Raw genomic sequence first — 25,879 nt, 5'->3', positions numbered from 1 at the left:
GAGTCACTCAGTTCGCCACGAAGTCGAGCCAGTTGCGCAGCAGCTGGGCACCGGCGTCCCCGGACTTCTCCGGGTGGAACTGGGTCGCCCAGAGCGGCCCGTTCTCCACCGCGGCGACGAAGTCGTCACCGTGGTTGGCCCAGGTGACCTTCGGCTCGCGGCCGGGCAGGCCCGACTCCAGCTCCCACGTGCGGGCGGCGTAGGAGTGCACGAAGTAGAAGCGCTCCTCGGGGTCGAGGCCCGCGAACAGCTGCGAGTCCGCCGGCGCGCGCACGGTGTTCCAGCCCATGTGCGGCAGGACGTCGGCCTTGAGCCGGTCGACCGTGCCGGGCCACTCCCCCGTGCCCTCGGTCTCCTCGCCGTGCTCGACGCCGCGCTCGAAGAGGATCTGCATGCCGACGCAGATGCCCAGCACGGGACGGCCGCCGGCGAGGCGCTTGCCGATGATCCGCTGCCCCTTGACCGACAGCAGGCCGGCCATACAGGCGGAGTAGGCGCCGACGCCGGGCACGACCAGGCCGTCGGCTTCGACGGCGGCGTGCGGGTCGGCGGTGACCTCGACTTCGGCCCCGGCGCGCGCCACAGCGCGTTCGGCGGAGCGGAGGTTGCCGGAACCGTAGTCGAGAATCACCACACGAGACACGCCACCCAGCGTAGCCGGAGGGCTCAGCCGCGCTCGAAGGAATAGACGTCGGTCACCGTGTTGCACGGCGACGGCGGCACGACCTCGACCCGCAGCACGCCCGCGTCGTAGTCGACGCCTTCCGGGGTGAACGTGCCGGTGCAGGTGCTGACCAGCGGCACCTGGCCGATTTCACGGACCTTCGCCGTGACGTCGTGGCCGTTGAGCGGCCGGGCGAGGTCGACCTGCAGCAGCTGCAGGTTCGTCGGGTAGAGGTCGTTGTTCGGGTCGGACGTCGCGCAGACCAGCCGCGTCGCGCTGACGAAGTCGCAGCCCTGGGCGCTGCGGATGTGGTGGTCGAGGTGGATGCGGGCGGCGACGGGCAGGTCACCGGCGGCGCGCGGGCCGCGCGGGTTGAGGAACGGCGTCGGCGAGACGTAGAGCCGGTCGATCTCGCCGAGCGGGCCGGAGACCAGCCACTGGCCGTCCGGGGTGGCCGCGACCTGGGCGTTCGCGTTGGCGGCCGGCTCGTCGGGCAGCAGCGGGTGGACGAACTCCGTCGTCGTCCCGTCCGGCTTCGTGACCAGGTACATCTTCTTGGTGGGCGTCGGGGTCACGGTGTCCTGGTAGACGTCGAAGACGTAACCGCGCAGGGAGTCGGGGTCGCCGACGTGGCCCCAGCCCTCGTCCTTGAGCGGCTGCGGGATGGTCGCGCCGTTGCGGTAGACGGTCTCGGGCGCGTGCCCGGGCAGCCGGAGGGTGGTGATGCCCTCGCCGCTGACCCGGTTCTCCGCCGTCGTGTGGCCGACCTGGTGCCAATGACCGGTCTGGGCGGTGGCGACACCGGTGGTGGCGAGCAGGGCCGCGGTGGTCAGGGCGAGCAGACTTGCCGTCCGCAGTGCGCGCATGTGCGCTCCTTGAGGAGTTGAGGCCATGGCGGCGGCGACGCGATTCTGTCATGGGCGGGTGGCGCGCCGGAAGAATCTTGAAGACCCGCGTTTCGGTGTCCCGGTCGCTGGGTATCTAGCTACCCGATCGTGTGAGCGCGCTTCGGCGCGCCCGAAACGCCAGGAGGCGGAGATGGCCGAGAACGATGTGCTGTCCCAGATGCTCGACGCCTGGCGCGACGACATCGAAAGCGTCCCGTTCCCCCAGTTCGGCGAGCTGCTGATCCCGCGCCAGCAGGCCCGGCCGCTGGCCGAGCGCCGCTGCACCGCCCGGCCTTCTGTCGCCCGCGTGACGAACGCCACGCGGAGAACAGACGCCTGACTGTGGTTTCCTGCGGGGACCGCATCGACGCGTCCCCTTGGAGCCCCTCATGAGCCGCACTCCGGATCCGCACGACTTCCTGGACCTCGACGCCGGGCTCGCCGACGAGGAACGCGCCATCCGCGACGCCGTGCGCGCGTACGCGAAGGACAACCTGCTGGACCGCGTCGCCGACTGGTACGAGACGGGCGCGCTGCCCGCCTCGGAGCTGGCGAAGGACTTCGGCTCGCTGGGCCTGCTGGGCATGCACCTGGAGGGGTACGGCTGCGCCGGCACCAGCGCGGTCGCCTACGGCGTCGCGTGCCGTGAGCTGGAGGCCGTCGACTCGGGCCTGCGGAGTTTCGTGTCGGTGCAGGGCTCGCTGGCGATGTACGCGATCCACAAGTGGGGCAGTGACGAGCAGCGGCAGGAGTGGCTGCCGCGGATGGCCACGGGCGACGCGCTGGGCTGCTTCGGGCTGACCGAGCCGGACGCGGGCAGCGACCCGGGCGCGATGCGGACGCGCGCGGTGCGCGACGGGTCCGACTGGGTCCTGTCGGGCTCGAAGATGTGGATCACCAACGGAACCGTCGCGGACGTCGCGGTCGTCTGGGCCCAGACCGACGACGGCATCCGCGGCTTCGTCGTCCCGACGTCGACCCCCGGCTTCACCGCGAACGAGGTCAAGCACAAGCTATCGCTGCGAGCTTCCCTCACCGCCGAACTGGTCCTGGACGGCGTACGACTCCCCTCCGCTGCCGCGTTCCCCGAGGTCAGAGGCCTGCGCGGCCCGCTGTCCTGCCTGAACGAGGCCCGCTACGGGATCCTGTTCGGCGTCGTCGGCGCGGCGCGGGCGTGCTACGAAACGGCGTTGGAGTACACGCTGTCCCGTTCGCAGTTCGGCAAACCGCTCGCGGGGTTCCAGCTGACCCAGCGCAAGCTGGCCGACCTGGTCGTCGAGGTCAACCGCGCCGGCCTGGTGGCGCTGCAGATCGGCCGGCTGAAGGACGCCGGTCAGCTGCACCACAACCACGTCAGCTTCGGCAAGATGGCCAACGTCCGCTCGGCGATCGAGGTGGCCCGCACGGCCCGCACGATGCTGGGCGCGAACGGAATTTCGCTGGAGTACCCGGTGATGCGGCACATGGCGAACCTCGAGACGGTGCTGACGTACGAAGGCACGGAGGAGATGCACGCGCTGTCGCTGGGCCAGGCGGTCACGGGGCTCGCGGCGTTCCGCTGATCCGTTTTTGTCGGTGGTGCTCTTTATGGTGCCGGCATGTCGTTCGCTGAGTACGAAGCGGTACTGGAGCTACGTCGCTACACCCTGCACCCGGGGCGTCGCGACGAGCTGATCGAGCTGTTCGAGCGCGAGTTCGTCGACCCGCAGGAAGAGGCGGGCGCGCACCTGTTCGGCCTGTTCCGCGTGCCGTCGTCCCCGGACGAGTTCCTGTGGCTGCGCGGCTTCCGTTCGATGGCTCTTCGGAAGGAAGCGCTGGAGACGTTCTACTTCGGCCCGGCGTGGAAGGAACACCGCGAGGCGGCGAACGCAACGATGATCGACTCGGACAACGTCCTCCTGCTGCGCCCGGTCGTTCGCGGCCTGACGTCTCCACCACCGGGCCCGGAGCTGCACCTGTCCCTGGCGGCGCCGTCGTCGGACGCCTTCGCGGTGTTCGAGACCGAGCCGTCCCCGAACAACTTCCCCCAGCTACCCGTCCGCGAAGACGGCCCGTTCACGGTGTCGTTCAGCCGTTCTGCTTCACCATCGGGGGTGCTGCTGGAGCCGACAACGCGGTCACTGCTCCGATGAGAGCAGCTCGGTGAGCCCTCTGGGGTAGAGGATCTTGCGACCGTCCCGGAAGTCCGCGAAGTCGACCCACCGAGCGGTGGCGTCGTCGTCAAGGATCTTGAACTCGTCCCGGTCGTAGAGCCCGGGATCACTGAACGCGGCGTCGAACAGGAAGGCGATCTCGTGCCCCTGCCGGCCCCGCCAGACGTAGACGTTCTCGAGCACGCCGATCCGCTCGCCGACGGTCAAGTCGGCGGCAAGCTCCTCGACGAACTCGCGTCTCAGAGCGTCCTGACTGACCTCACCGAACTCGATCCCACCCCCGAGCGGCCGGTAGAAGGTCTCGTCCTTGAGCTCGTCACGCCCCTCGAAGACGAGCAGAGCGTCACCCCGCCAGATGACCCCGAGCACAATCGGCCTGATAGTGGACCCCATACCACCCACGCTATCGACCCGGCGCTCACGAAGCAGCACCCAACCGAGCACCCCCACCCCACCGGCAAAGAGCACCCCGGCAGCCACCAAGGCCCACCCGCCCCCGAACACCCCTGCCAGAGCAACCACCACGATGCCGAAAGCAGGCACCGCCCAGGGCGAAACCCCCATCCCCACCCCACCTCAAGCAGTCGACTGAGCCTGAATGCTGGCCTAACATGGTCCATTCCTGGAGGGCGGGGTGAGGCGGATGCGCAGGCTTCGGCTCATCCTCAGCCTCGTCCGGCTGCTTCCGTGGCTCGGCCACGAAAACCCATCTCCCCGAGCGCCGGCCAGGCAGTCTGGCGGGGACGGAGGTCGCTGCCCTCAACCCACCTGCGGCGGAGTCCTCCGGCCCAGTCGCGACGGGAGCCACCTTGCATGCCGGAAATGCGGCAAGCGACCAGGTAACGGATCGAGCGAGCAGAAGTGAGCTCGTCGTCACTATCCGAAGGCGCTCTGACAGTCGGTAGCCGAATCGGGCGGCAATTCAGCATTGTCAGCATGTTGCCGGCCCTGTCCCTCGTACTGTGGTCGGCCGCGTTGATCGCCAGCGGCGCATGGCAAGGTGCCCCTCAGCTCAAGCAACTGGGCAACGAGTTCGGTCAGCCGACGGTGGCAAAAATAGCCTGGATTCTCCTCGCAAGCCTGGTCACCGGGCTTTTCTTACATCCGCTTCAGTTTGCCATGGTTCAACTACTGGAAGGCTACTGGGGACACACACGGATTGCCCGAATATTGGCTTTGATTCGGATTGACCGATATCGAAGAAAGCAGCAAGATCTCGAAGACCGTCAGGAATCTGTCCGAGATCAACTCGAAAAACTCGTAGACGCAAGGATTCAGCTTTCCTCGGGGGACGCGAAGAGTGTTCGAGATGAACCTCCCAGCAAGGAGGAACGCGAAGATCTCCTCGATTCCGCCCGGGGCGCCGACCTCGCGCCCTGGCTCCTCGCCATTGAGACTCTCGGCTTCTCAGCCGAGAGATATCCCGCCCCTTCCCGGATCATGCCGACCCGACTCGGAAACGCGCTGCGAAGAGAAGAAGATCGAGCCGGACGACAGTACGGGCTGGACGCCGTTCTCACCGCCCCGCACTTCGGTCTGATTGCAGACGAGCGACACCTGAATTACTTGAGAGACTCTCGTCAACAACTTGACACCTCGGTCCGACTCTGCATTGTTTCCGCACTGGCAACCATCGAGACCGTCGCCTGCCTCCTCACGGACGGATGGTGGCTCTTCGCCGCATTGGCCACCCACGCCCTCTCCTACCTGGCCTACCGAGCGTCCGTGTCCGCAGCCGACGAATACACGACAGCGCTGGGCACTCTTATCGATCTCAATCGGTTCAAGCTCTACGAAACTCTTCACATTGGCCTACCGATAAGCACCAACGACGAGCGACGGAACAATGCCAGGCTGATGGAACTCCTTGCCGGCAAGCATCAGACTGTGAGCTACAAGCATCCCGCCGCCGGTACCCCCAGCACCGGCGCCGCGCCGCCTACTCCCCCAGGAACTCCCTGATCGACAGCCCCAGCGACCCGGCATCCAGCCCATGCGCCAGGTCGTGGTCCGCGATCTCCCCGTACGAACGCACCTCCACATCCCGCCGCACCCCCAGCGACCGCAGCCGATGCGGCACGTCCGACAGCGCCTCCGAAACCCAATGCGCCGAAGTCCCCGCCAAATACGGCTCGACCATGACCACCGAAGGAGCCGCCGAAAGCACCGCCGAACGCAACCCGACCCCATCAAAAGGCCGCACAGTCGACGCGTACAACACCGTGACGTCCAGGCCGGAAACCGCCCGCAGCACCCGGTCCAGCACCGGCCCCACCGCCACCACGACCCCGCGAGAACCCGACCGCAGCCGCGTGAATCCCACCCCCAAGTGCGGCGAAGCGTTCTCCTGCGCCGAAAGCCGCAGATAGACGCGCCCGTCTCCGGGAATCGACTCCAACAGCAGGCGACGCGCCTCCAAAGGATGCCCCGGGACGTGCACCGTCCAGCTCGGCAGCGAGTCGATCAGCGCGACGTCGCCCGGGGACTGGTGGGTGCGGCCGGCCGTCGGCATGTCGTACGACGCTCCGTAGGACACCAGCACCCCGCCCAGCTCCTGGTGCGAAAAGTCCAGCTTGATCTGCTCGAACCCGCGCTCCACCAGGAACGACGGGAACGTGTGCACGATCGGCCGCAAGCCCGCCAGCGCCAGGCCCGCGCCCGTGCTGACCAGCAGCTGCTCGCGGATCCCGACGTTGATCACCCGGTCCGGGTGCCGCCGCGCGGCGCCGGCCAGCTGGGCCGCCGAAATGTCGGCGAGCACGATCGCGACGTCCGGGTCGGCGTCCAGGATCTGCTCCGTGGTGGAAAGGAACGTTTCTCGCATCGAAAGCATGTCAGCCCTTCGGTTCGACGACGGCGACGACCGCGAGCGGCCGGCCCGGGTGCGGAGCGGTGAAAGCGTCGTACAGTGCGTCGTGGTCGCGGCCGGACACCGTGCGCGTCTCCCAGCCTTCGACGTCGAAACGGCGCGCGATGCCGCCCGGCCAGCCGCGCGTCGACGACTGGTTGTCGATCACCACCGTCGTGAGGTTCTCGAGCGCATCACGCGCGGCGACGACGATCGCCTCGTGGTTCGAGCCCTCGTCGAGCTCGGCGTCGCCGATCAGCGTCACCACCTTCGGCGTGAGCAGGCCGCGGGCACGCAGGCCCAGCGCCGTGCCGAGCGCGATCGGCAGGCCGTGCCCCAGCGACCCGCTGGAGATCTCGACGCCCGGGATCCGGCGCCGGTCCGGGTGGCGCCCGAGCCGTGACACCGGGTCGGACCACGTCGGCAGCTCCGCCTCGTCCAGGAAACCCTTTGCGGTCAGGACGGCGTAGTACGCCATCGGACCGTGCCCTTTGGACAGCAGGAACCGGTCGCGGTCCGGCTCGCGGAAGTTTTCGGTCGTGATGTCGAGCACGCGGTCGTAGAGCACCCACAGCACGTCCACAGTGGACTCGGCGGCGGCGCGGTGCTTGTCGTCGCCCGTCATCAGCGAGATCAGTCGGGGCAGCTCGGCGTAGCCCGGTTCGGTCGCAGTGGTCATGCTCCGACGATGCAACCTCGACTAAACTCGAAGTCAAGGATAGCCTGAACTGGTGACGAGGCTCGCTGAACATCTCAGCATCGGACAGGTGGCCGACCGCAGCGGGGTGCCGCACACGGCACTGCGGTTCTACGAGGAGAAGGGGCTGATCGCCTCGGAGCGATCGGCGGGCAACCAGCGCCGCTACGCGCGCTCGGTGCTGCGGCGGATCGCGTTCATCCGCGCCGCGCAACGGGTCGGGCTCTCCCTCGAAGACATCAGCGCGGCGCTGGCGACCCTGCCCGTCGACCACGCTCCGACGAAGGCCGACTGGGCGCGCCTTTCCCGCGACTGGCAGCACGAGCTCGACGCGCGGATCGACGCCCTGCAACGCCTCCGCGACCGCCTCACCGGCTGCGTCGGCTGCGGTTGTCTCTCCCTGCGCAGTTGCGCGCTCTACAACAACGACGACGAGCTCGCCCGCTTCGGCCCGGGCGCCAGCAAACTGCGTCCCGCGGTCGAGGGCGGCACCTAAATCGCTTGCCCGCGGCGGGATCCTGGGGAGGAAATGAACGAAAAAGAAAAGATCCGCATCTCGAAACGGCTGGCGCTGCACCTGCGCCACGACCCCGCCGCGATCGGCCTGACCCTCGCCCCCGGCGGCTGGGCAGAGGTCGACGCCCTGCTGCGCGCGCTGACGATCACCCGCGAGCAGCTCGACGAAGTCGTCGAGACGAACACCAAGCGCCGCTACGCCTTCGACGAAACCGGCACGAAGATCCGGGCGAGCCAGGGGCACAGCGTCGAGGTCGACCTCGGCCTGGCGGACGCGACCCCGCCGGACGTGCTCTACCACGGCACGGTGGCGAAGTTCCTCGACGCCATCCTGTGTGAAGGCCTGCGCCCGATGCACCGCCACGCGGTGCACCTTTCAGCGACGGTGGAAACGGCCCGGACGGTCGCCGCCCGCCGCGGCAAGCCGGTCATCCTGCACGTGGACGCCGCGGCGATGGCGGCCGCGGGCCACACGTTCCAGGTCAGCGCGAACGGCGTATGGCTCACCGCCGCGGTACCACCGGAACACCTCCACCGCCTGGCCTGACACGGCCGACACGCGCACCTGGATGGACGACACGCGTACCCAGCCGGACGACACTCGCGCCGGGGGTCGGTTCTCGCACCTGGATGGTCAGCTCGCGTATCCCCACGAGGTGCACTCGGGCACCGGGCGGTCGGCTCGCGCACTCGAAGAGTCGACTCGCACACCCCGGCGGTCGGCTCGCGCACCTGAAGAGCCGGCCCACACACCCCGGGGGTGGTCAGCTCATGTGCTCATACAGAGAACTCCTGTAACTGCGCGCGTAACTCGCGTACCTGGAGCGGGACTTGCGCGATCGCGGCCGAGACTCGCGTGATCGGAGGCGGGACTCGCGTGATTAGGCGCGTGTCTCGCGTGATTGGGGAGGCATCACGCGTGATTGGAGGGGCATCACCTGTGATGGGGGCGTCGACTCGCGTGTTCAGAGGGTCGACACGGGGAGGTGGGTGCGGCGGCGGGGGCGGCCCAGGAGGCGGCGGCCGACGTCGAGGAGTTCCGTGCGGAGTTCTTCGTCGTCCAGACTGGCCAGGTCCGGGGAACCGCCCGCCATCGCGATGCCCGTCAGGGCGACCATCGCGTTGACGCGGGACGTCGTGTCCGGGGCCGGGCCCGACAGGATGCCCAGCAGCGCCTGGCCGAAGCCCTCCATGCCACCGTGGGCCGACTTCTCGATCGCGCGGATCAGGCCCGGGTCGCTCGAGAACAGCGCCACCAGCGTGCGGTGCCGGACCACCAGGTCGACGAACCCCTCCAGCAGCAGGTCCACCTGCGCGCCCCGGCGCTTCTGCGCGCCCGCGCGCAGCACCAGCTCGTCCAGGTCGCGGATGCCGGGCTCGGCGACGGCCTCGGTGAGCTCCGCCTTCGTCTTGAAGTGGTAGTAGACCGCGGCCTTCGTGATGCCGAGCGCGTCGGCGATCATCTGCAGCGACGTGCCTTCGACCCCGTGTTCGGTGAACAGCCGCAGCGCGGTGTGCAGCAGTCGGGTCCGGGTGTCCTCGGCCGGGCCGGCGGTCATTCTTCCTCCTCAGCGAGTCGTCGGAGCGTACGTCACGGCCTCCTCCGCGAGCAAACCGGTTACTTGCCGATCGGCTAGCGAACCACTTGCTGTTCGACAAGTCACATACTTGCCGATCGGCTTGGACGCCTCCTTGCCGATCGGCTAGCTTGGGAAGTAACCAGATTGAGTGAACCGACCCCGTTCGGGCGAAACGGAGCTGACTCGTGGCAACCTTCCTGTACCGGCTAGGCCGGTTGTCCTTCCGGCGGCGCGCGCTGGTCGCGGCCGTCTGGGCGGCCGTACTCGTGGCCCTCGGACTGGGGGCGCTGACGCTGTCGGGCCAGCTGTCCAACTCCGTGACGATCCCCGGCACCGAGTCGCAGCGGGCGATCGACCAGCTGACCGAGAAGTTCCCGCAGGCCAACGCCGGTGGCGCCACCGCGCGCGTCGTGATCGAGGCCCCGGCCGGGACCACGGTGACCGACGCGAGGGGCAAGGCCGCCGTCGAGTCGCTCGTCGGGCAGCTGAAGACCGCGCCCAAGGTGTCGAGCGTCGTGGACCCGTTCCAGGCCCAGTCGATCTCGCCCGACAAGCGCGTCGCCCTCGCGCAGGTCAGCTACGGCGCGAAGGCCTACGAGCTCACCGCCGAAGACCGCCAGGCGCTGCTGAACACCGCGAACGCCGGCCGCGACGCCGGGTTCACGGTCGAGTTCGGCGGCGACGCGGTGCAGGGCATCCCCGAAACCGGCGCGACCGAAGGCCTGGGTGTCGCCGTCGCGGCCGTCGTGTTGATCATCACCTTCGGCTCGCTGATCGCGGCCGGGATCCCGCTGCTCACCGCGCTGATCGGCGTCGGCACCGGGATGGGCGGCATCTTCCTCGCCTCCGGCTTCCTCGAGCTGAACTCGAACACGCCGATCCTCGCGCTGATGATCGGGCTGGCCGTCGGCATCGACTACGCGCTGTTCATCGTTTCGCGCTACCGGCACGAACTCAGGCTCGGCCGCGATCCCGAGGAGGCCGCGGGCCGCGCCACCGGCACCGCCGGGTCCGCCGTCGTCTTCGCCGGGCTCACCGTGATCATCGCGCTGGCCGGGCTGACCGTCATCGGCATCCCGTTCCTCGGCCAGATGGGCGTGGCCGCCGCGGTCACCGTCGCGGTCGCCGTGGTCATCGCCCTGACGCTGCTGCCCGCGATCCTCGGCTTCGCCGGGAAGCGGGTCGCCGGCGAGCGGATCCGCCTGCGGCGCAAGCCCGTCGAGACGACGCACGGCGAGCGCTGGGCGCGGTTCGTCGCCCGCCACCGGTGGCCGGTGCTGCTCGTGGCGGTGGCCGGGATGGCCGTCGTCGCGCTGCCCGCCCTCGGCATGCAGCTCGGCCTGCCCAACGACAGCACCGCCGCGCCGGAGTCCACGCAGCACAAGGCGTACGAGATCGTCAGCCACAGCTTCGGCGAAGGCGCGAACGGGCCGCTGCTGGTCGTCGTCGACGTCGGCTCGAGCACCAACCGCCAGGCCGCGCTGGGCCAGGCCGCGGCCGACATCCAGAAGCTGCCGGACGTCGCCGCCGTCACCCCGCCGAAGGTCAACCAGAACGGTGACACGGGGTTGCTCTCGGTGATCCCCAAGAGCGGGCCGAGCAGCACGCAGACCGAGGATCTCGTCGCCGCGATCCGCACCGAATCCGGCACGCTGCAGGAGGCGACCGGCGCGAAGCTGGCCGTCACCGGGCAGACCGCGGCGAACATCGACGTCTCGGCGAAGCTGTCCGACGCGATGCTGCCCTACCTCGCCCTGATCGTCGGGCTGGCGTTCATCCTGCTGATGCTGGTGTTCCGCTCGGTCGTGGTGCCGCTGAAGGCGACGATCGGCTTCCTCGGCTCGGTCGCCGCGACGTTCGGTGCCGTGGTCGCGGTGTTCCAGTGGGGCTGGCTGACCGACCTGCTCGGTGTCGAGTCGACCGGGCCGATCATGAGCATGCTGCCGATCCTGCTCATCGGTGTCCTCTTCGGACTCGCGATGGACTACCAGGTGTTCCTGGTGACGCGGATGCGCGAGGAGCACGTCCACGGCGCCGAACCGCAGGAGGCCATGGTCACCGGTTTCCGGCACGGCGCACGCGTGGTCGTCGCGGCGGCGCTGATCATGATCAGCGTGTTCGCCGGGTTCGTCCTGGCCGAGTCGACGCTGATCCAGTCGATCGGGTTCGCGCTGGCGTTCGGCGTGCTGGTGGACGCGTTCGTGGTCCGGATGACGCTGGTGCCGGCCGTGATGTCCCTGCTCGGCCGCGGCGCCTGGTGGCTGCCGAAGTGGCTGGACCGGATCCTGCCGGACGTCGACGTCGAGGGCGAGAAGCTCACGAAGCACCTGGACGACGCCCCTGGCGACGACCCGCGCGAGCTGGTCGGCGCGAGCCGCTGACCTTACGTAAAAGGCCCCCTCGGTTCGCCCGAGGGGGCCTTTTGCGTGGGGTCAGCCTGGTTGTCCACAACCCGGTGGGGTTGTGGACAACCAGGCTTCGGCCGGGGGTTTTGTCGGTCCCCACCGGTAGACTGGACGTGGGACGCCCCCCGGGAGGGTGGGGGCTGCTCTGGGGTGGGGCGGGCGGTTAGGGAGTGTCCTGTCAGTGATCTGGCTGCGGTCCGGTTGGATTGCGGATGTGGTCGGTCGCGGTGAGTTGACGGAGATGATCGAGCCGTTGCTACCCCCGCAGCAGGGCGGTGGGCGGCGGTGGCGGGATCACCGTCAGGTGATCAACGCGATCCTGTGGACTGCGCACCGGTGCTCCGTGGCGTGACCTGCCCGAACGTTACGGTCCCCTGGAAGACTGCGCATGAGCGGCTTCGGTCGTGGACCAGGGACGGCACCTGGGAGAAGATCCTGGAGTGGATCATCTCGATCGACTACAGCGTGGTCCGGGCGCACCAGCACCCCGCTGGCGCCCGGAAAAAAAGGGGATGTGCAGGCGACATCGAAGCCCTCGCCCTCGACGGTGAAGGACTCGGCCGGTCCCGCGGCGGGCTGAGCACGAAGATCCACCTGGCTGTCGACGGGCGTGGCTTGCCGATGCGTTTCCTGATCACCGCGGGCCAAGCCGGGGACAACCCGCAGTTGCTGCCGCTGCTGGACGGCATCAGTGTCGACCGGATCGGGTCAGGGCGTCCGCGGTGCCGGCCGGAGAGGGTGATCGCGGACAAGGCGTATTCGCATCCCTCGACCCGCCCCGCCGGGTGATGCGGGACCGGCGGATCAGCTTCGGCAGCCCCGAGCGGGATGACCAGATCACCCGCCAGCTTTCAATGCAAAGGTCTACAAGCAGTGCAACGTGGTCGAACGCTGCTCCAACCGCCTCAAACAGTTCCGTGACTTGGCGACCCGCTATGCCAAACGCGCTGCTTACTACCCGGCCGAACTCACCAGCGCGGCGATCGTGCTGTGGCTCCGATGACTTACCGGACAGCTCCTAGCCGGCGAACCAGAAGATGGCGCCGCCGATCGCCAGCACCGCCGCGACGCCCAGGACCACCGCCATGAACTTGGCCGTTTTCCAGGCCGAATAGACGCCGCCCACCAGGAAGCCGCCCAGGGCCAGCAGCAGGACTCCTACTACTTCCTTGCTCACAGGACGCCCTTCGTGGAGGGGATGCCGCCCGCGCGGGGGTCCGGCTCGGTTGCCGCTCGCAGGGCCCTGGCCACTGCCTTGTACTCCGCCTCGGCGATGTGGTGCGGGTCGCGGCCGTGGATCACGCGGACGTGCAGCGCGATCTGGGCGTGGAACGCCAGCGAGTCGAACACGTGGCGGGTCAGCACGAACGGGTAGTTGCCGCCGATCGTGAACGTGTTGAACTGCTCCGGCTCGCCCACGTGCACGCAGTACGGCCGCCCGGAGACGTCGATCGCCGCGTGGGCCAGGGTTTCGTCCATCGGGATCCAGGCGTCGCCGAAGCGGCGGATGCCGCTCTTGTCGCCCAGGGCCTGGCGGATCGCCTGGCCGAGCACGATCGCCGTGTCCTCGACCGTGTGGTGGGCGTCGATGTGGACGTCGCCGGCGGCCTCGACCTTGAGGTCCAGCGAGCCGTGCACGCCGAACGCCGTCAGCATGTGGTCGTAGAACGGCACGCCGGTGGCGATCTCCACCTCGCCCGTGCCGTCGAGGTCCAGCTGCACGGAGATCGAGGACTCCTTGGTCGTCCGCTCGACCTTGCCGACGCGCGTCATCGCGAAACTTCCTTACTCGCCTCGAGGAAGGCGTCGTTCTCTTCCGGGGTGCCGATGCTGACGCGCAGGTGCCCGGGGATGCCTGGGTCACGGATGAGCACGCCTCGGTCCAAATAGGACTTCCAGGCGGCCGAAGGCGAAGCGAACCGTCCGAAGAGGACGAAGTTCGAGTCGCTCGGCACCGGGTCGAAACCCAGGCCCGCCAGCGCTTCCACGACGCGGTCGCGTTCGGCGGCCAGCTTGTGGACGGTGCCCAGCGTCGCGTCCGCGTGCCGCAGCGCCGCGCGCGCGGCCGCCTGGGTCAGCCGCGAGAGGTGGTAAGGCAAGCGCACGAGCTGCAGCGCGTCGACGACCGCCGGGGCGGCCGCCAGGTAGCCCAGCCGCCCGCCCGCGAAGGCGAACGCCTTGCTCATGGTGCGTGAGACGATCAGCGAAGCCGGGTAGTCGGCCAGCAGTTCGACGGCGCTGGGCTGCGACGAGAACTCCGCGTACGCCTCGTCGACGACGACGATCCCGGTGGCCGCGTCCAGCACCACGCGCAGCTCGCCGAGCGGGATCGAGCCGCCGGTCGGGTTGTTCGGGCTGGTGACGAACACGATGTCCGGCTGCTTCGCGCGGATCAGCGCGGCCGCCGCGGCCGTGTCGAGCGTGAAGTCGTCACGGCGCGGGGCCGGCACCCACTCGGTGCGGGTGCCCGACGCGATGATCGGGTGCATCGAGTACGACGGCTCGAAGCCGAGCGCGCTGCGCCCGGGACCGCCGAAGGCCTGCAGGATCTGCTGCAGCACCTCGTTGGACCCGTTGGCGGCCCAGACGTTCTCCTCGGTCACCACGACCCGCGTCGACACGCTCAGGTAGTCGGCCAGGTCGTGGCGCAGCTCGAGGGCGTCGCGGTCCGGGTAGCGGTGCAGCTCGGCGGCTTCCGCGCGGACGGCCTCGGCGACGTCGGCGACCAGCTCCGGCGGCGGCGGGTACGGATTTTCGTTCGTGTTGAGCCGGACCGGGACGTCCAGCTGCGGTGCCCCGTACGGCGACTTGCCGCGCAGGTCCTCGCGCAGCGGCAGCTCGTCCAGCGTGATCTCTTCGCCGATCGTCATTAGACCGAACCTCCGAAGCGCGCGGTGACGGCCTCGCCGTGCGCGGGCAGGTCCTCGGCGTTCGCCAGCGCGACGACGCGGCCGGCGACCTCCCGCAGCGCGTCCTCGCTGTAGTCCACGACGTGGATGCCCTTGAGGAAGCGCGGCACGGCCAGGCCCGAGGAGTGGCGGGCGACCCCGCCGGTGGGCAGCACGTGGTTGGAGCCGGCGCAGTAGTCGCCGAGCGACACCGGGGCGTACGCGCCGACGAAGATCGCGCCCGCGTTGCGGACCCGGGCGGCGACGGCGCTCGCGTCCGCCGTCTGGATCTCCAGGTGCTCGGCGGCGTACGCGTCCACGACGCGCAGGCCGTCGTCCACTGTGGACACCAGGATGACGCCGGACTGCTTGCCACCCAACGCTTCGGTGACACGCTCGGTGTGCTTCGTCGCCGAGACGCGGCCCACCAGCTCCTTGTCGACGGCGTCGGCGAGTTCGACGGACGTCGTCACCAGGACGCTCGCGGCGAGCGGGTCGTGTTCGGCCTGGCTGACCAGGTCGGCGGCGACGTGCACCGGGTCGGCCGTCTCGTCGGCCAGGACGGCGATCTCGGTCGGGCCGGCCTCGGAGTCGATCCCGATCAGGCCGCGCAGCAGCCGCTTCGCCGCGGTCAGGTAGATGTTGCCCGGCCCGGTGACGACGTCGACCGGGGTCAGCTCGGTGCCGTCGGTGTCCGTGCCGCCGTAGGCCAGCAGCGCGACGGCCTGCGCGCCGCCGACCGCCCACACCTCGTCGACGCCGAGGAGCTCGGCCGCGGCGAGGATGGTCGGGTGCGGCAGCCCGGCGAACCCGGCCTGCGGCGGCGAGCAGACGACCAGCGAGCCGACGCCGGCGAGCTGCGCCGGGACGACGTTCATCACCACGGTCGAGGGGTACACCGCGAGCCCGCCCGGCGCGTACAGCCCGACGCGCTCGACCGGCACCCACTTCTCGGTGACCGTGCCGCCGTCGACGACCGTCGTGGTGACGTCGGTGCGGCGCTGCTCGGCGTGCACCTTGCGCGCGCGGGTGATCGACTCCTCCAGCGCGGCGCGCACGGCCGGGTCGAGCTGGGCGAGGGCCTGGGTGAGCCGCTCGCGCGGCACGCGCACGCTGACCGGGCGGACCTTGTCGAACTTCTCCGTGTACTCGAGGACGGCTTCGACACCGCGGTCACGGACCGCCTCGACCACCGGCCGCACGTGATGCAGCGCCGCGTCCACGTCGTATTCGGCGCGTGGGAGGGTGGCGCGCAGTTCGGCGGCGGTCGGGACCTGCCCGCGCAGGTCGGTGCGGTTCAACATGCCCCCAGGGTACGAGGTCACGCCGAGCGGGTTTTCAGCGATACTCCCCGGTGACGGCGGATCCCAGCATGCAGGAGGCAGCAGTGGCCCGAATCGCGTTGTGCCAGCTCAACTCGGGTGACGACCCGGAAGCGAACCTGAAGCTGGTTCGCTCCGGCGTCGAGGCGGCGGTCGCGGACGGCGCGCGGATCGTCGTGTTCCCCGAGGCGACCATGGCGCGCTTCGGGCGTCCCCTGGACGCGGTCGCCGAGCCGCTGGACGGGCCGTGGGCGACGGCGGTCGCGGCGGTCGCGGCCGAGCACGGCGTGGTGATCGTCGCCGGGATGTTCACCCCGGCGGACGGGCGGGTGCGCAACACGCTGCTGGTCACCGGCGGCGGGCACCACCGTGGCTACGACAAGATCCACCTCTACGACGCGTTCGGCTTCGCCGAGTCGGACACCGTCGCGCCCGGTGCCACCTTGACGACGTTCGAGTTCGAAGGCGTCGTCTACGGCGTCGCGACGTGTTACGACGTGCGGTTCCCGGAGCTGTTCCGGGCGCTGGCCGACGACGGCGCCGACGTCGTGCTGCTGCCGGCGTCCTGGGGCGCGGGCGAGGGCAAGCGCGAGCAGTGGGAGGTCCTGGTGCGGGCGCGCGCGCTGGACTCCGGCTGCTGGGTGCTCGCGTGCGGCCAGGCCGACCCGGCGGCGACGGGCGTCACGGTCAACCCGAAGGCGCCGACGGGCATCGGCCACTCGCTGGCCGCGGACGGCTTCGGCCGGGTGCACGCTGCCGCGGGCGCGGCCCCGGAGACGCTGCTGGTGGACGTCGACCCGGCGGTGGCGGCGCGAGCCCGAACCGCCACCGGGGCCCTGGCCAACCGTCGGCTTTGAGTCGCGAAGGCGGCACTTTCACGTGAAAGTGCCGCCCCCAGGTGGTCACTTTCACGTGAAAGTGACGGCTTAGCGGAGCAGGCCTTCGCGGATCGCCACCCGGACGAAGCCGGCGCGGCGGCGCTCGCCCGTCTTGTCGCGGATGCGGTCCAGGTAGGACCGCACCGTGCGGACGCTGATGTTGAGGATCTCCGCGACGTCGACGTCGCGCTCGCCCGCCGCCACCAGGCGCAGCACCTGCTTCTCGCGCTCCGAAAGCACTATCTTCGGGCCCGCGTGCCGCTCTTCGCTGTCCTGGATGATCATCCCGGCCAGCGTCGGCGAGACGTACGCGTTGTCGTCGGCGATGGTGCGGATCGCGCGCAGGAGCTCGTCGCCGTCGACGTCCTTCGACAGGAAGCCCTTGGCGCCCGCCTGCATCGCGCCCAGCACCTCGGGCTGCTCCGCGTGCGCGGACACCACCAGCACCTTGTGCCCCATGGCCCCGACCTCGAGGACCGCGGCCGCGTCCTGGACGCCGCGCAGCTTGAGGTCGAGGACGACGACGCTGCCCGCCGGCTGGTCCTGCACCGCGAAGCGGGCGACCGAGTCGGCGACCGCGCCCAGCTCGATGTCCGGGGCCTCGGTGAGCACGCGGGTCAGCGCGTACCGGTAGAGCGGGTGGTCCTCGATCACCCCGACGTGGATGCGCCGGGGGGCCGGGGTCTGCTCGCCGGGGTCGCTCACTTGCGACCGCCGCGCCGCGGGCCCGACCCGCCGATGAGACCGCGCCGGATGGCTTCCTTGACCAGGCCCGGCCGGCGCCGTTCGCCCGTCTTGTCGCGGATCCGGTCGAGGTAACCCCGCACGGTCCGGACGCCGATGCCGAGGATCAGCGCGATGTCGACGTCCCGCTCCCCCGCCGCCACCAGCCGCAGCACCTGCTCCTCACGCGGCGACAGCTCGACCTCGGCCGCGGTCACCGGCCGGTCGGCGTTGTCCTTGATGATCATCCCGGCGACCACCGCCGAGACGTACGCGCCGCCGTCGGCGACCGTCTTGATCGCGATCAGCAGCTCCTCGGCGTCGACGTCCTTCGACAGGAACCCCCGCGCGCCGGCCGCGATCGCGCCGAGCACGACGTCCGGTTCCGCCTGGGCCGACACCACGAGCACGTGGTGGCCCAGTTCGCAGACCTCCAGCACGGCCGCCGCGCCCGCGACACCGGGAAGGCCCAGGTCGAGCAGCACCACGCTGCCCGGTGGCTGCCGGTGGACGTGGAAGCGGGCGACCGAGTCGACCACCGCGCCCAGCTCGACGAACTCGGCTTCGGCCAGTACGCGCTCCACGGAGACGCGGTACAGCGGGTGGTCCTCGACGACCGCGACCCGGACCCGCCCCGGCCCGGTCACTGCGTCTTCGGTCGAGCGCTCTTCTGTCATGTGCACGACTTTCACCCCGTTCCACCCGACGGGGCCGGCCGGCCGGCGGTGGCCGGATCCAGCGCGGAGCCCGTCGGCACCAATGCGAGCAAACTACCTGCGATCGGCTGGCGGGCCACCCCTCCGTACCCCAGTGAGGCCAGTGCCTGGGCACTGACCACGGGGTACTTGCGGCCCGTGTCGGTCACCAAGTACGTCGTTGCGGAGCCGGCCTCCACGACCACCGCTCCTCCCGACGGCGGCACGTAGACCTCGTCCGCCACCCGTGCTTCGGACCGGGTCGCGACTTGGATGGCTCGCGCGCCGCCGGGAAGCGGAAGTTCGGCCGAAACGAGTAACCGGGACCCCTGCGAGCACAGCGTCACCGAGTTGCCGGTGATCGGCGCCTTGCCGGGGATGCGGTCCGGGAAGGCGGCCGGGTCGGCGCCGCCGGCGCGGGGCGCCGCGACCTTCCGCGCCCCGGCGACGTCGGCCGCGCGCACCTCGACCGGGGCCGGCGTCCCGGAGTAGGCCACGGCGTTGGCCCCGGTCGTCACCAGCAGGCTGGCTTCGGTCTGCCCGACCGGCTCGAGCCCGTCGGCCTGGACCAGGTAGTACGACGTCGCGGTGCCGGGCGCGGCCATCGCGTCCACCACCGAAAGCACCTCGCCGACGCGGGTGTCGCGGCCGCCCACGGACGGGCCGCGGTCGCCGGCGTTCGCGACCGGCAGCGCGGTGAGGTCGCGCCCGGACGGGACGGTGTCGATCCAGCGGGCGGACACCGCGATCGTCGGGTAGCTGTCGAACTGCAGCGCGGTCGCGGCCTCGTCGCTGAGCTTGTACCGGCGGCCGCCGCTGAGCAGGAAGCGGTCGCCCTCCGGCAGCTTGACGATGACACCCTGGTCGCGCGGCAGCTCCACACCGGACGCGGGCCCGGCGAGCAGGACGGCGGTGCGCGGCTCGGCCGACGCGGGCGCGTCCTGCGTGGTCCGGCTGCAGCTCGTCCACGGCGTGGCGACCAGCGCGGGCGACGCGGGCAGCGAGTCGGGGGCGCCGGGGATGCCGATCTGGGCACCGCGGCCGGCCTTGCCGAGGTTCTCCGACGACACCGAGACGGTCGCGTCGCCGTTGCCGCCGGCCAGCAGCCGGGCGGAGGCGTAGTTGAGGACCGGGTGCAGCACGCCGTCGGCGCCGAGGACGAACCGCGCGCCGGTGCCCTCTTCGACGATCACCTTGCCGCCGGCCAGCCAGTCCTTGCCGCCGTTCGGGTTGAGCAGGCCGATGATGCCGAACACGGCGGTGACGAGCAGCGCGGCCACGAGCCCCAGGACGGTGCCGAGCACCAGGCGGCGGCTCGGGGCGACGGGGTGGTTGGCGTCGGCGGCGACGAGCGCGGAGACGAGCCGGCGCCGGAGGAACTGGTACGCCTGGATCTGGTCCCGCTGCGTCCACACGCTTCTCGTGCCCCCGGCTGTGCGTCCTGTCTGCGTCCCGAACCCTCCGAGCGCCTGATGCTAAGCACCCGAACCGGACGCGGCGAGGGTAATTTTTACGCCCACGCCGTATCTGGGGAGACGCTAGCGTCTCCGAGCGGGGAAAGGGGTACCTGTGTCCGTCGGAACCGCTGAATCCGCCGTTCACCCGGCACCGCCGCGGCTCACGCCGCTGCCTTGGCTGCTGCCGGTCCGGCCGCTGCAGGCCGCGGTGTGGGAGATCGCCGGCATCGCCGCGCTGCTCGCGTGGACGCTCGGCGGCCTCGCGCAGCCCGTCCGGATCGGCGTCAGCGCGGCCGCCGCGGTGGTGGTGCTGCTGACGTCGGTGCGGTTCGCCGGGCGGCACCCGGCCGGCTGGGCGCTGACGTGGGTCGCGTACCGCCTGCGGCGCCACGACACGCGGCACGACAGCCCGGACGCCCTGATGCGAGTGGCCGGGCCGGTGAAGGTGCGCCAGCACGTCGACCGCGCCGGAAACCGCTTCGGCGTCGCCGAAGTCGACGGCGGATGGAGCGCCTTGGTGCGCCTCACGCCCGGCTCGGGCGAGCCGTCCCCCGAGGCGCTGGTGGCCATCCTGCGCGAAGCCTACCGGCGCACCGACGTCCCGCTGGCGTCGGCGCAGCTGCTGACGTGGGCGGTCCCGCGCGGCGACCAGGTGCTGCGGGTGCGGTGGCTGTCCGTGCGTTATCGGCCGGACCTCGCACCGATCGCGGCGCTGGCCCGCGGCGGCGGCGACCTGGGTGCGCTGCGCAGCACGGCGTCCGCGGCGCTGAGCCTGATGGGCGAGCTGGCCGAGGCGGGCTACCCGAGCACGGTGCTGGAGGCGGGCGAGCTGGGCCAGGAACTGCGGGTGGCGCTGGGGGTCCAGGGCTCGTCCGCAGAGCCGGCCGACCACTGGCGAGCGTGGACGTGGGGCGAAGCGAGCCAGATGTGCTTCACGCCGCGCTCGGTGCGGTCGTTGGATGTGTCGGTGCCGGAGGCCGCCTTCACGGCGACGTCGTACACCCTGCGGCGCACAGCGGGCGGCAAGGAACACGAGGAGCTGACGATCCGGGTGGGTTCCCGTTCGGGTTCTCCGGTGCCTTCGCCGGGTGGGTCGGCGGTACCGCTGCACGGCCGCCACGGTGCGGGTGTCCGGCGGACGCTCCCGCTCGCACTGGATTCGTGAGAACCGCACGGCCAGAGGAGATGGGCTGCGGTTAACCCGATCAAGTTAGCTGTCCTGTCCGCCATACGAATGACACCAGAGCCGTCACGCATCATCCGCTCAGGACTGCATTTGCAACCGACCGCACAACTCGAAGGCCCATCAACGGCAAGCCGGGCCCACATCCAGGCTGCGTCGCGACGTAGGATTCAAGCGGTGCCTAGCTGACGCGCGGGGGCTATCCTTAACACACGAGTCGCTGCGCACGGAGGAGGCAGGCAGGAATGGCGAGAATCTTGCTAGAGCCCGGAGAGAGTTTCGAGCACTACCATCTCCACTCGAGCACATCGACTCTGGAGATCGGATCTGCCGATCTTATGGCTTCAAATAGTAGAACACCTTTGGCGACAGGAATTCCTGTCATTACACCATCAATGATCAGCCATACAGTATTCAACACGGGACCAGGAATTGCAATTGTAAACTGCGGAAACCATGGCGAGACTGACGATCCGACATAGCGGCAAACCTGCCAACAAAAATCACTCGAAAGAAATGACCACGGGTGGTCACCGAATCGCGCGACGCTGGGCCGCGAAGTGGCAGTTCTGGCTTTTGCTCACATTCACCGCAACGCTGGCCGTGCGGGAAATATGTCGAGCGGCACTGGGAAGCCATGCAACGGCGATTTGGGTATTGAAAGTCGAGCTCGTAGGCGTTGGACCAAGTGTCACGTTCCTTGTTGGATCACTCAGCCTGCTTCTCGTCCGAAATCAATTTGCACTAGGACTTCGCCCGTTTATTAGCTACAACAGTCGTTGGATGCCGTCACATGAGGATTCCGTCTACCTGACAGAGGCGGAGGGGCCGATCTGGTCAGTGACAATCAGAAATTCTGGCTCAGGACTCGCCTTGATTCGCCGGGTAACACTTTCAGTCCAAGCGGCCGGAGCGACTGAATTCTTTGGAATCCATGAGGAGGTGACCGATCACCTCTTAACAAGCTGCCAATTGAAACTCAATCGAGACTACGCACTGAGCAAGCTCTCACCCGGCGGCGTTCTATCACCCGGGAACGAGGTGAGAATCTTCGAGCTAACAGAACAATCAGGAAGTGAGTTCGACAACCTCTCTATCGTCGTTGAGTTTGAGGGCGCCTTAAAGGATATGTTCATCAAGAAAATTATTTGCATACCCCCCTCAGGACTACCGCCCCTACCCGAGAAACAGGGCAAAAACATTCAGACGACGACTGATGGCCATCAAAGGACCGAGATCTCGCCTGAATAGACAGGTCGAGATGAGCAACAAATGACCAACTTTCTCCTGGTCGAGCTCGTTCGCCAATCTGACACCGACGCCAACCCCGGCCGCACGAGCCGAGGACGATCGACTGGGTCGATCCTCCGACCTGCACTAACATCCTGTAACTGCCATGCAAGAGGCTATGTCAGCAATTGAGACTTGACCAAGGTGGCCTCCAGCGGCTTTGGACCAAGCTCAGCCGCGGACGGCTTCGTACACCCCGGCGATCATGCCGACGAACGGGACCAGGGAGAGCAGGACCAGGAACTCCGAGACGTCCAGCAGGCGTGACCAGTACGGCGAACGCAGGCCTCGGGCCACGCGGGTCGCGTAGATCAGGCAGATCGCCGCCGACAGGACCACCGCGCAGCCCGTCGCGAAGATCGCCGTGCGGTTGCCCGAGGCCACCAGCCAGACGCCCGCGACCACCAGGCTCGTGACGCCGAAGGCGACCAGGACCAGGCGCTGCGCTTTGCCCGCGTACGACCGGGAACGCAGGATCCACGCGACGCCCAGCACCGCGGCCAGGCCGGCGTCCCACGGACCGCCCGTGGCGAGGACGACCGACGAGAAGAGCACCACCAGGCCCAGCGCCACCAGCAAGCCCGTCAGCACGGCCTGCGCGCGGGACGTGCGGCCGAACATCTCGGTGCCCAGTGACGGCTGTTCGTCCGCGCGGAAGGCCTCCATGTCGTCCGGCACGCGCGGGAGCGGGAGGCGGGCCAGGCGCAGCGCCATCATCGGGGCCACCGCCGCCAGCGCCGTGGCGAGCACCGCGACGACCGCCGCCGCCGAGATCGGGGAGACGCCCGCCAGCAGCACCACCCCGGTCGTCACCGCACCGAAGCCGGACGCGACGGTGATCGCGACGAACCACGGCAGGCGGTCGGCCACCGAGACCGCCGCGAGCACGCCGTACACCGTCACCGCGGCGAAGCCCGCGGCCAGCGGGCCGGCCGACAGCGAGAACAGCGGATGCGGTGGCAGCACGGACATCCCGGCCAGCAGCGCGACACCGACCCCGGCGAGCGACCCGGCCGCGCCGGCCTCGGCGTCGCCGTACGCACGGCTCAGCGCGCCGCCACCCAGCAGCAGCACCAACGCCAAGAGCCCGGTGCCGATCGGGGCCAGCACGCTGCCGGACGCCGCGGCCTGCACCAGCAGCCCGCCCGCGAGCAGCAGCACGACCGCCGCCACCAGCCCGGACCGCCGCGCGACCGACGGGCCCCAGCCGCCGGTGGCGTCGGCGGCGCTGGCGATCGAGTCGACGACGTCGTCGAACAGCAAGGGACCCCGCGGGCGCTCCCGCGGGGTCAGGTGGAGGACTTCGCCGTCGCGGATCTGCGCCGCGGCGACGCTCAGGCCGAGCGCCAGTGGCGCCCCGCCCAGCCGGGAGAGCACCCAGCCCGGGTGGTCGGCCGAGGCCTGCCCGGACGCTCCGGCCAGCCGCACCAGCTGCGGCACCAGCTCGGCGAACGTCGACTGCTGCGGCAGGGCGACGTCCACCCGGGCCCGTGGCGTGACCACGGTGACCCGGCGGGTCGTGCCCGTCAGAGAAGCCGTCATCAGATGTTCTTGGCGGCCGAGATGACCGGGGCGAACTTGGCGTTCGACGCCTCGGCGAGCTTCGTGAGCCCGGCGTTCACCGCCTCCAGGACGATCTCCGAGAGGTTGCGGGCGTCGTACTCGCGGATCGCGCGGGGGTCGATGTCGATCGAGGTGAACCGGCCGTCACCGCGGAGGGTGACGGTGACCTCGTTCTGCCGCGAGTGCGCCTTGATCTCCATCGCCTCGACCGTGCGCTGGATCCGCTGGACCTCTTCGGTCTGCTTGCGCACCTGCGCCAGCAGTTCGTCCATGTCCGGCACCGCGTACGGATCGGTCATCGCGTTTTCCCTTCGTGCTGGCGGACGTGGACGCTGCCCACGAACCGCTGGAAACCGGGTGAGAGCGCCCGCGCGGTCGCGGGCGCGGCCGTGCAGGCGAGCTCGAGCACCAGCCGCTGCTCCGGCGTGGCGCCGGGCACGGTCAGGTGCACCTGGGTCTGGATCAGCTCGGTGCCTTCGCCGGTGCGCAGGCGCAGCAGCTGCATGACACCGGGCGCGGCCGGGGCGCCGACGTCCCGGCGGCTGAGCACGTCGAGCCCGGCCGTGGTGAGCGAAAGCCGTTCGACGGCTTCCGCGGCGACGTCGTCGATCGACGCCTCGTCGGGCCGCTGCTGGACGCTCACCGTGATGTTCGGGACGAACTCGCCGGCCGGCGCGTCGTGCACGGCGACGAACACCGCGCCCGACTCGCCCGGGTCGACGGCGGTCCAGCCGTCCGGGATCACGAAGTCCAGGGGAAGCGTCATCACAGCCCCACGTACGAAACGGCGTCGTCCCAAGCGGATCCGACGGCGTTGGCCGCGTCGTGCGCCGCGGTCCCGACGTAGTCGGCCGCCGCGCCGCCGTACTCGCCGATCGTGTGGCCGAGCTTCGGCAGGTCGATATCGATCTTCGCGCCGACACCGGCACCGAAGCCGAGCGCGGCCCCGGCCTTGAAGTTGACCTTGATGTGGCCCGCGTCGTAAACGGCCTGGGCGTCGAGCTGCGCGCCGACGCCGTACTGCAGCGTGCCGTTCGCGCCGACGCCGATGCCCGCGACGTCCGCGGCGACCTCGCCCTCGACCTTGCCGCCGGCGAAGGCGTTCAGGTGCGCGCCGGCGCCGTGGGCGCCGATGGTGCCGGACGCGCTCGCCTCGCCGCCGGCGAACAGCGTGCCCTTGGCGTGCGCCGAGGAGACGCCCCAGTCGCCCTTGAGCTCGCCCTCTTCCTTCACTGCGGCCAGTTCGGTGTGGCCGGACGCGCCGACGTCCCAGCCCTTCGACGTGATCTTCCCGTCGTACTCCGGGGTGAGCCCGTCCTGGTCGTGCTTGAACTTGTAGTACGTGATCTCGGTGTTGTTGCCCAGCTTGTCCTTGACGCTCTCCGGCTTCGGCTGCCCGAACGGCGTGTCCGCCTTCTTCGGCGCGCGCGTGCCTTCGAGGCCGTCCCAGGTGAGCTTCTTCCAGCCCGAGTTCTTGAACCACGACGGCGCGTCGCGCGGCCGCTTGCGCCCGTCGAGCGGGCTGCCGTTGAGCCAGCCCAGCGGGCCGCCGGTCTTCTTGCCCAGCTTGTACTCCAGCCGCTGGGTGCCCTCCGGCGGGAACAGCTCGGCGAGCGCTTCGGAGTACTCGTCGACGACCTGACGAGCCGCCTGCACGCTCTGCTCGCCGAGCTGGCGGGCGGCCTGGATGAACGCGCCGACCGAGCCCGAGTTCACCGCGCGGGCCTGCGCGGTCAGCTGCTGGGCGTACTGGTCGAACTGGGCGATGACCGAGTCGACCGCGGCCTTCGCCGACTGCACGAGCTGCGCCGCCGTCGCGAGCCGTTTCGCCTGGTCGTCGAGCTTCGTGGCGGCGTCGGTCAGCTCCGTGCCCAGCTGCTGAGCCGCGGTGGCGAACGCGGTGTAGGCGTCGCCGTCCCAGTCCGCGTGCAGCGTCTTCGCGGAGTCGTCGATCTCCTTCGCCTTGCCCGAAACCGTCGTGGCCTGGGTGGCGACCCGCTGCGACGCGGCGCTCAGCGCACCCGGATCACCCGTGACGCGCCGCTGGCACTCGAGCAGAACCTGCCGGTACCCGGACAGCACGGAGCTGACCACCCCGGACGCGTCGACGACCCACGAGCCCGTCATCGG

27 protein-coding genes and 1 pseudogene are annotated in these 25,879 nt (G+C 69.8%); 11 read left to right on the top strand and 17 right to left on the bottom strand.

Annotation, left to right across the window (positions count from 1 at the left end; translation table 11 throughout):
• Positions 1-7: 7 nt before the first annotated feature.
• On the bottom strand, positions 8-634 hold the full coding sequence (gene hisH, locus VA596_RS34650) for an imidazole glycerol phosphate synthase subunit HisH (protein ID WP_323333076.1): 627 nt from the start codon (positions 632-634) through the stop codon (positions 8-10).
• Positions 635-666: 32 nt separating this feature from the next.
• On the bottom strand, positions 667-1,530 hold the full coding sequence (locus VA596_RS34645) for a hypothetical protein (protein ID WP_323332704.1): 864 nt from the start codon (positions 1,528-1,530) through the stop codon (positions 667-669).
• Positions 1,531-1,702: 172 nt separating this feature from the next.
• Here VA596_RS34645 and VA596_RS34640 point away from each other — a divergent pair, with 172 nt between their 5' ends.
• Genes VA596_RS34640 through VA596_RS34630 form a run of 3 tightly spaced genes read left to right on the top strand, consistent with a single transcriptional unit; the run spans position 1,703 to position 3,683 of the window.
• On the top strand, positions 1,703-1,891 hold the full coding sequence (locus VA596_RS34640; RefSeq protein WP_323332702.1) for a hypothetical protein: 189 nt from the start codon (positions 1,703-1,705) through the stop codon (positions 1,889-1,891).
• 49 nt (positions 1,892-1,940) lie between these two features.
• Positions 1,941-3,113 (top strand): acyl-CoA dehydrogenase family protein, encoded by a 1,173-nt coding sequence (locus VA596_RS34635; protein WP_323332701.1) that lies wholly within the window; start codon positions 1,941-1,943, stop codon positions 3,111-3,113.
• Positions 3,114-3,149: 36 nt separating this feature from the next.
• Complete coding sequence (locus VA596_RS34630; protein WP_323332699.1) at positions 3,150-3,683, top strand: NIPSNAP family protein; 534 nt, start codon at positions 3,150-3,152, stop codon at positions 3,681-3,683.
• Here VA596_RS34630 and VA596_RS34625 read toward each other — a convergent pair.
• Positions 3,669-4,268, bottom strand: coding sequence for an NUDIX hydrolase (locus tag VA596_RS34625; protein ID WP_323332698.1), 600 nt, complete (start codon positions 4,266-4,268; stop codon positions 3,669-3,671). The two genes, VA596_RS34630 and VA596_RS34625, sit on opposite strands and share 15 nt — an antisense overlap.
• 372 nt (positions 4,269-4,640) lie before the next feature.
• Between VA596_RS34625 and VA596_RS34620 the strand changes: the two genes are divergently transcribed.
• Complete coding sequence (locus tag VA596_RS34620) at positions 4,641-5,666, top strand: hypothetical protein (RefSeq protein ID WP_323332696.1); 1,026 nt, start codon at positions 4,641-4,643, stop codon at positions 5,664-5,666.
• Here VA596_RS34620 and VA596_RS34615 read toward each other — a convergent pair.
• Positions 5,644-6,537 carry a transketolase family protein gene (locus tag VA596_RS34615; RefSeq protein ID WP_323332695.1) on the bottom strand — a complete coding sequence of 298 codons (894 nt, stop codon included), beginning with the start codon at positions 6,535-6,537 and terminating at the stop codon, positions 5,644-5,646. The genes VA596_RS34620 and VA596_RS34615 overlap by 23 nt on opposite strands.
• A gap of 1 nt (position 6,538) precedes the next feature.
• Complete coding sequence (locus VA596_RS34610; RefSeq protein WP_323332693.1) at positions 6,539-7,231, bottom strand: thiamine pyrophosphate-dependent enzyme; 693 nt, start codon at positions 7,229-7,231, stop codon at positions 6,539-6,541.
• Positions 7,232-7,283: 52 nt separating this feature from the next.
• Between VA596_RS34610 and soxR the strand changes: the two genes are divergently transcribed.
• Both soxR and VA596_RS34600 read left to right on the top strand, forming a co-directional pair.
• On the top strand, positions 7,284-7,745 hold the full coding sequence (soxR, locus tag VA596_RS34605; RefSeq protein ID WP_323332691.1) for a redox-sensitive transcriptional activator SoxR: 462 nt from the start codon (positions 7,284-7,286) through the stop codon (positions 7,743-7,745).
• A 33-nt stretch (positions 7,746-7,778) separates the two neighbouring features.
• On the top strand, positions 7,779-8,312 hold the full coding sequence (locus VA596_RS34600; protein ID WP_323332689.1) for an RNA 2'-phosphotransferase: 534 nt from the start codon (positions 7,779-7,781) through the stop codon (positions 8,310-8,312).
• 418 nt (positions 8,313-8,730) lie between these two features.
• Here the strand turns inward: VA596_RS34600 and VA596_RS34595 are convergent, their stop codons facing one another.
• Complete coding sequence (locus tag VA596_RS34595; RefSeq protein WP_323332687.1) at positions 8,731-9,324, bottom strand: TetR/AcrR family transcriptional regulator; 594 nt, start codon at positions 9,322-9,324, stop codon at positions 8,731-8,733.
• Between the two features lie 206 nt (positions 9,325-9,530).
• Here VA596_RS34595 and VA596_RS34590 point away from each other — a divergent pair, with 206 nt between their 5' ends.
• A complete protein-coding gene (locus VA596_RS34590) occupies positions 9,531-11,726 on the top strand; it encodes an MMPL family transporter (protein WP_323332685.1) in 2,196 nt (731 codons plus the stop codon).
• 265 nt (positions 11,727-11,991) lie between these two features.
• Positions 11,992-12,753, top strand: a pseudogene (locus VA596_RS34585) (IS5 family transposase).
• A gap of 15 nt (positions 12,754-12,768) precedes the next feature.
• Here VA596_RS34585 and VA596_RS34580 read toward each other — a convergent pair.
• The 4 genes from VA596_RS34580 to hisD are packed head-to-tail and all read right to left on the bottom strand — an operon-like array spanning position 12,769 to position 15,942.
• Entirely contained in the window at positions 12,769-12,927 is a 159-nt protein-coding gene (locus VA596_RS34580) for a hypothetical protein (RefSeq protein ID WP_323332683.1), read from the bottom strand.
• Positions 12,924-13,523, bottom strand: a complete 600-nt coding sequence (hisB, locus tag VA596_RS34575) for an imidazoleglycerol-phosphate dehydratase HisB (RefSeq protein WP_323332681.1) — start codon at positions 13,521-13,523, stop codon at positions 12,924-12,926. The genes VA596_RS34580 and hisB overlap by 4 nt, the downstream gene beginning before the upstream one ends.
• Positions 13,520-14,620, bottom strand: a complete 1,101-nt coding sequence (locus tag VA596_RS34570; RefSeq protein WP_323332679.1) for a histidinol-phosphate transaminase — start codon at positions 14,618-14,620, stop codon at positions 13,520-13,522. The genes hisB and VA596_RS34570 overlap by 4 nt, the downstream gene beginning before the upstream one ends.
• On the bottom strand, positions 14,620-15,942 hold the full coding sequence (gene hisD, locus VA596_RS34565) for a histidinol dehydrogenase (RefSeq protein WP_323332678.1): 1,323 nt from the start codon (positions 15,940-15,942) through the stop codon (positions 14,620-14,622). The genes VA596_RS34570 and hisD overlap by 1 nt, the downstream gene beginning before the upstream one ends.
• Before the next feature lie 83 nt (positions 15,943-16,025).
• Here hisD and VA596_RS34560 point away from each other — a divergent pair, with 83 nt between their 5' ends.
• Positions 16,026-16,817, top strand: a complete 792-nt coding sequence (locus VA596_RS34560) for a carbon-nitrogen hydrolase family protein (RefSeq protein ID WP_323333075.1) — start codon at positions 16,026-16,028, stop codon at positions 16,815-16,817.
• 69 nt (positions 16,818-16,886) lie between these two features.
• Here VA596_RS34560 and VA596_RS34555 read toward each other — a convergent pair whose 3' ends face one another.
• From VA596_RS34555 to eccB, 3 genes are read right to left on the bottom strand one after another with little or no spacing between them, the layout of a single operon-like run.
• Positions 16,887-17,543, bottom strand: a complete 657-nt coding sequence (locus VA596_RS34555; RefSeq protein ID WP_323332676.1) for a response regulator transcription factor — start codon at positions 17,541-17,543, stop codon at positions 16,887-16,889.
• Positions 17,540-18,238, bottom strand: coding sequence for a response regulator transcription factor (locus tag VA596_RS34550; RefSeq protein ID WP_323332675.1), 699 nt, complete (start codon positions 18,236-18,238; stop codon positions 17,540-17,542). Before VA596_RS34550 ends, VA596_RS34555 begins: the two co-directional genes overlap by 4 nt.
• Before the next feature lie 11 nt (positions 18,239-18,249).
• Positions 18,250-19,671 (bottom strand): type VII secretion protein EccB, encoded by a 1,422-nt coding sequence (gene eccB, locus VA596_RS34545; protein WP_323332673.1) that lies wholly within the window; start codon positions 19,669-19,671, stop codon positions 18,250-18,252.
• 154 nt (positions 19,672-19,825) lie between these two features.
• Here eccB and VA596_RS34540 point away from each other — a divergent pair, with 154 nt between their 5' ends.
• The gene (locus VA596_RS34540) at positions 19,826-20,878 is read left to right on the top strand and encodes a type VII secretion protein EccE (RefSeq protein WP_323332671.1); all 1,053 of its coding nucleotides are present in this window, start codon (positions 19,826-19,828) and stop codon (positions 20,876-20,878) included.
• 474 nt (positions 20,879-21,352) lie between these two features.
• Positions 21,353-22,147, top strand: a complete 795-nt coding sequence (locus tag VA596_RS34535; RefSeq protein ID WP_323332669.1) for a hypothetical protein — start codon at positions 21,353-21,355, stop codon at positions 22,145-22,147.
• A gap of 210 nt (positions 22,148-22,357) precedes the next feature.
• On the opposite strand, the gene eccD is transcribed toward VA596_RS34535, so the two are convergent.
• The 4 genes from eccD to VA596_RS34515 are packed head-to-tail and all read right to left on the bottom strand — an operon-like array spanning position 22,358 to position 25,876.
• Positions 22,358-23,728 carry a type VII secretion integral membrane protein EccD gene (gene eccD / locus VA596_RS34530; protein ID WP_323332667.1) on the bottom strand — a complete coding sequence of 457 codons (1,371 nt, stop codon included), beginning with the start codon at positions 23,726-23,728 and terminating at the stop codon, positions 22,358-22,360.
• Positions 23,728-24,048 (bottom strand): YbaB/EbfC family nucleoid-associated protein, encoded by a 321-nt coding sequence (locus VA596_RS34525; RefSeq protein WP_323332665.1) that lies wholly within the window; start codon positions 24,046-24,048, stop codon positions 23,728-23,730. Before VA596_RS34525 ends, eccD begins: the two co-directional genes overlap by 1 nt.
• Positions 24,045-24,515 (bottom strand): hypothetical protein, encoded by a 471-nt coding sequence (locus VA596_RS34520; protein ID WP_323332664.1) that lies wholly within the window; start codon positions 24,513-24,515, stop codon positions 24,045-24,047. Before VA596_RS34520 ends, VA596_RS34525 begins: the two co-directional genes overlap by 4 nt.
• Complete coding sequence (locus VA596_RS34515; RefSeq protein ID WP_323332662.1) at positions 24,515-25,876, bottom strand: WXG100 family type VII secretion target; 1,362 nt, start codon at positions 25,874-25,876, stop codon at positions 24,515-24,517. Before VA596_RS34515 ends, VA596_RS34520 begins: the two co-directional genes overlap by 1 nt.
• Positions 25,877-25,879 lie beyond the last annotated feature (3 nt).

Origin of the sequence: Amycolatopsis heterodermiae (assembly GCF_034929455.1) — a bacterium.
In the GTDB taxonomy this organism is placed as follows: domain Bacteria; phylum Actinomycetota; class Actinomycetes; order Mycobacteriales; family Pseudonocardiaceae; genus Amycolatopsis; species Amycolatopsis heterodermiae.
This window is presented reverse-complemented; position numbering and strand designations above follow the sequence as displayed.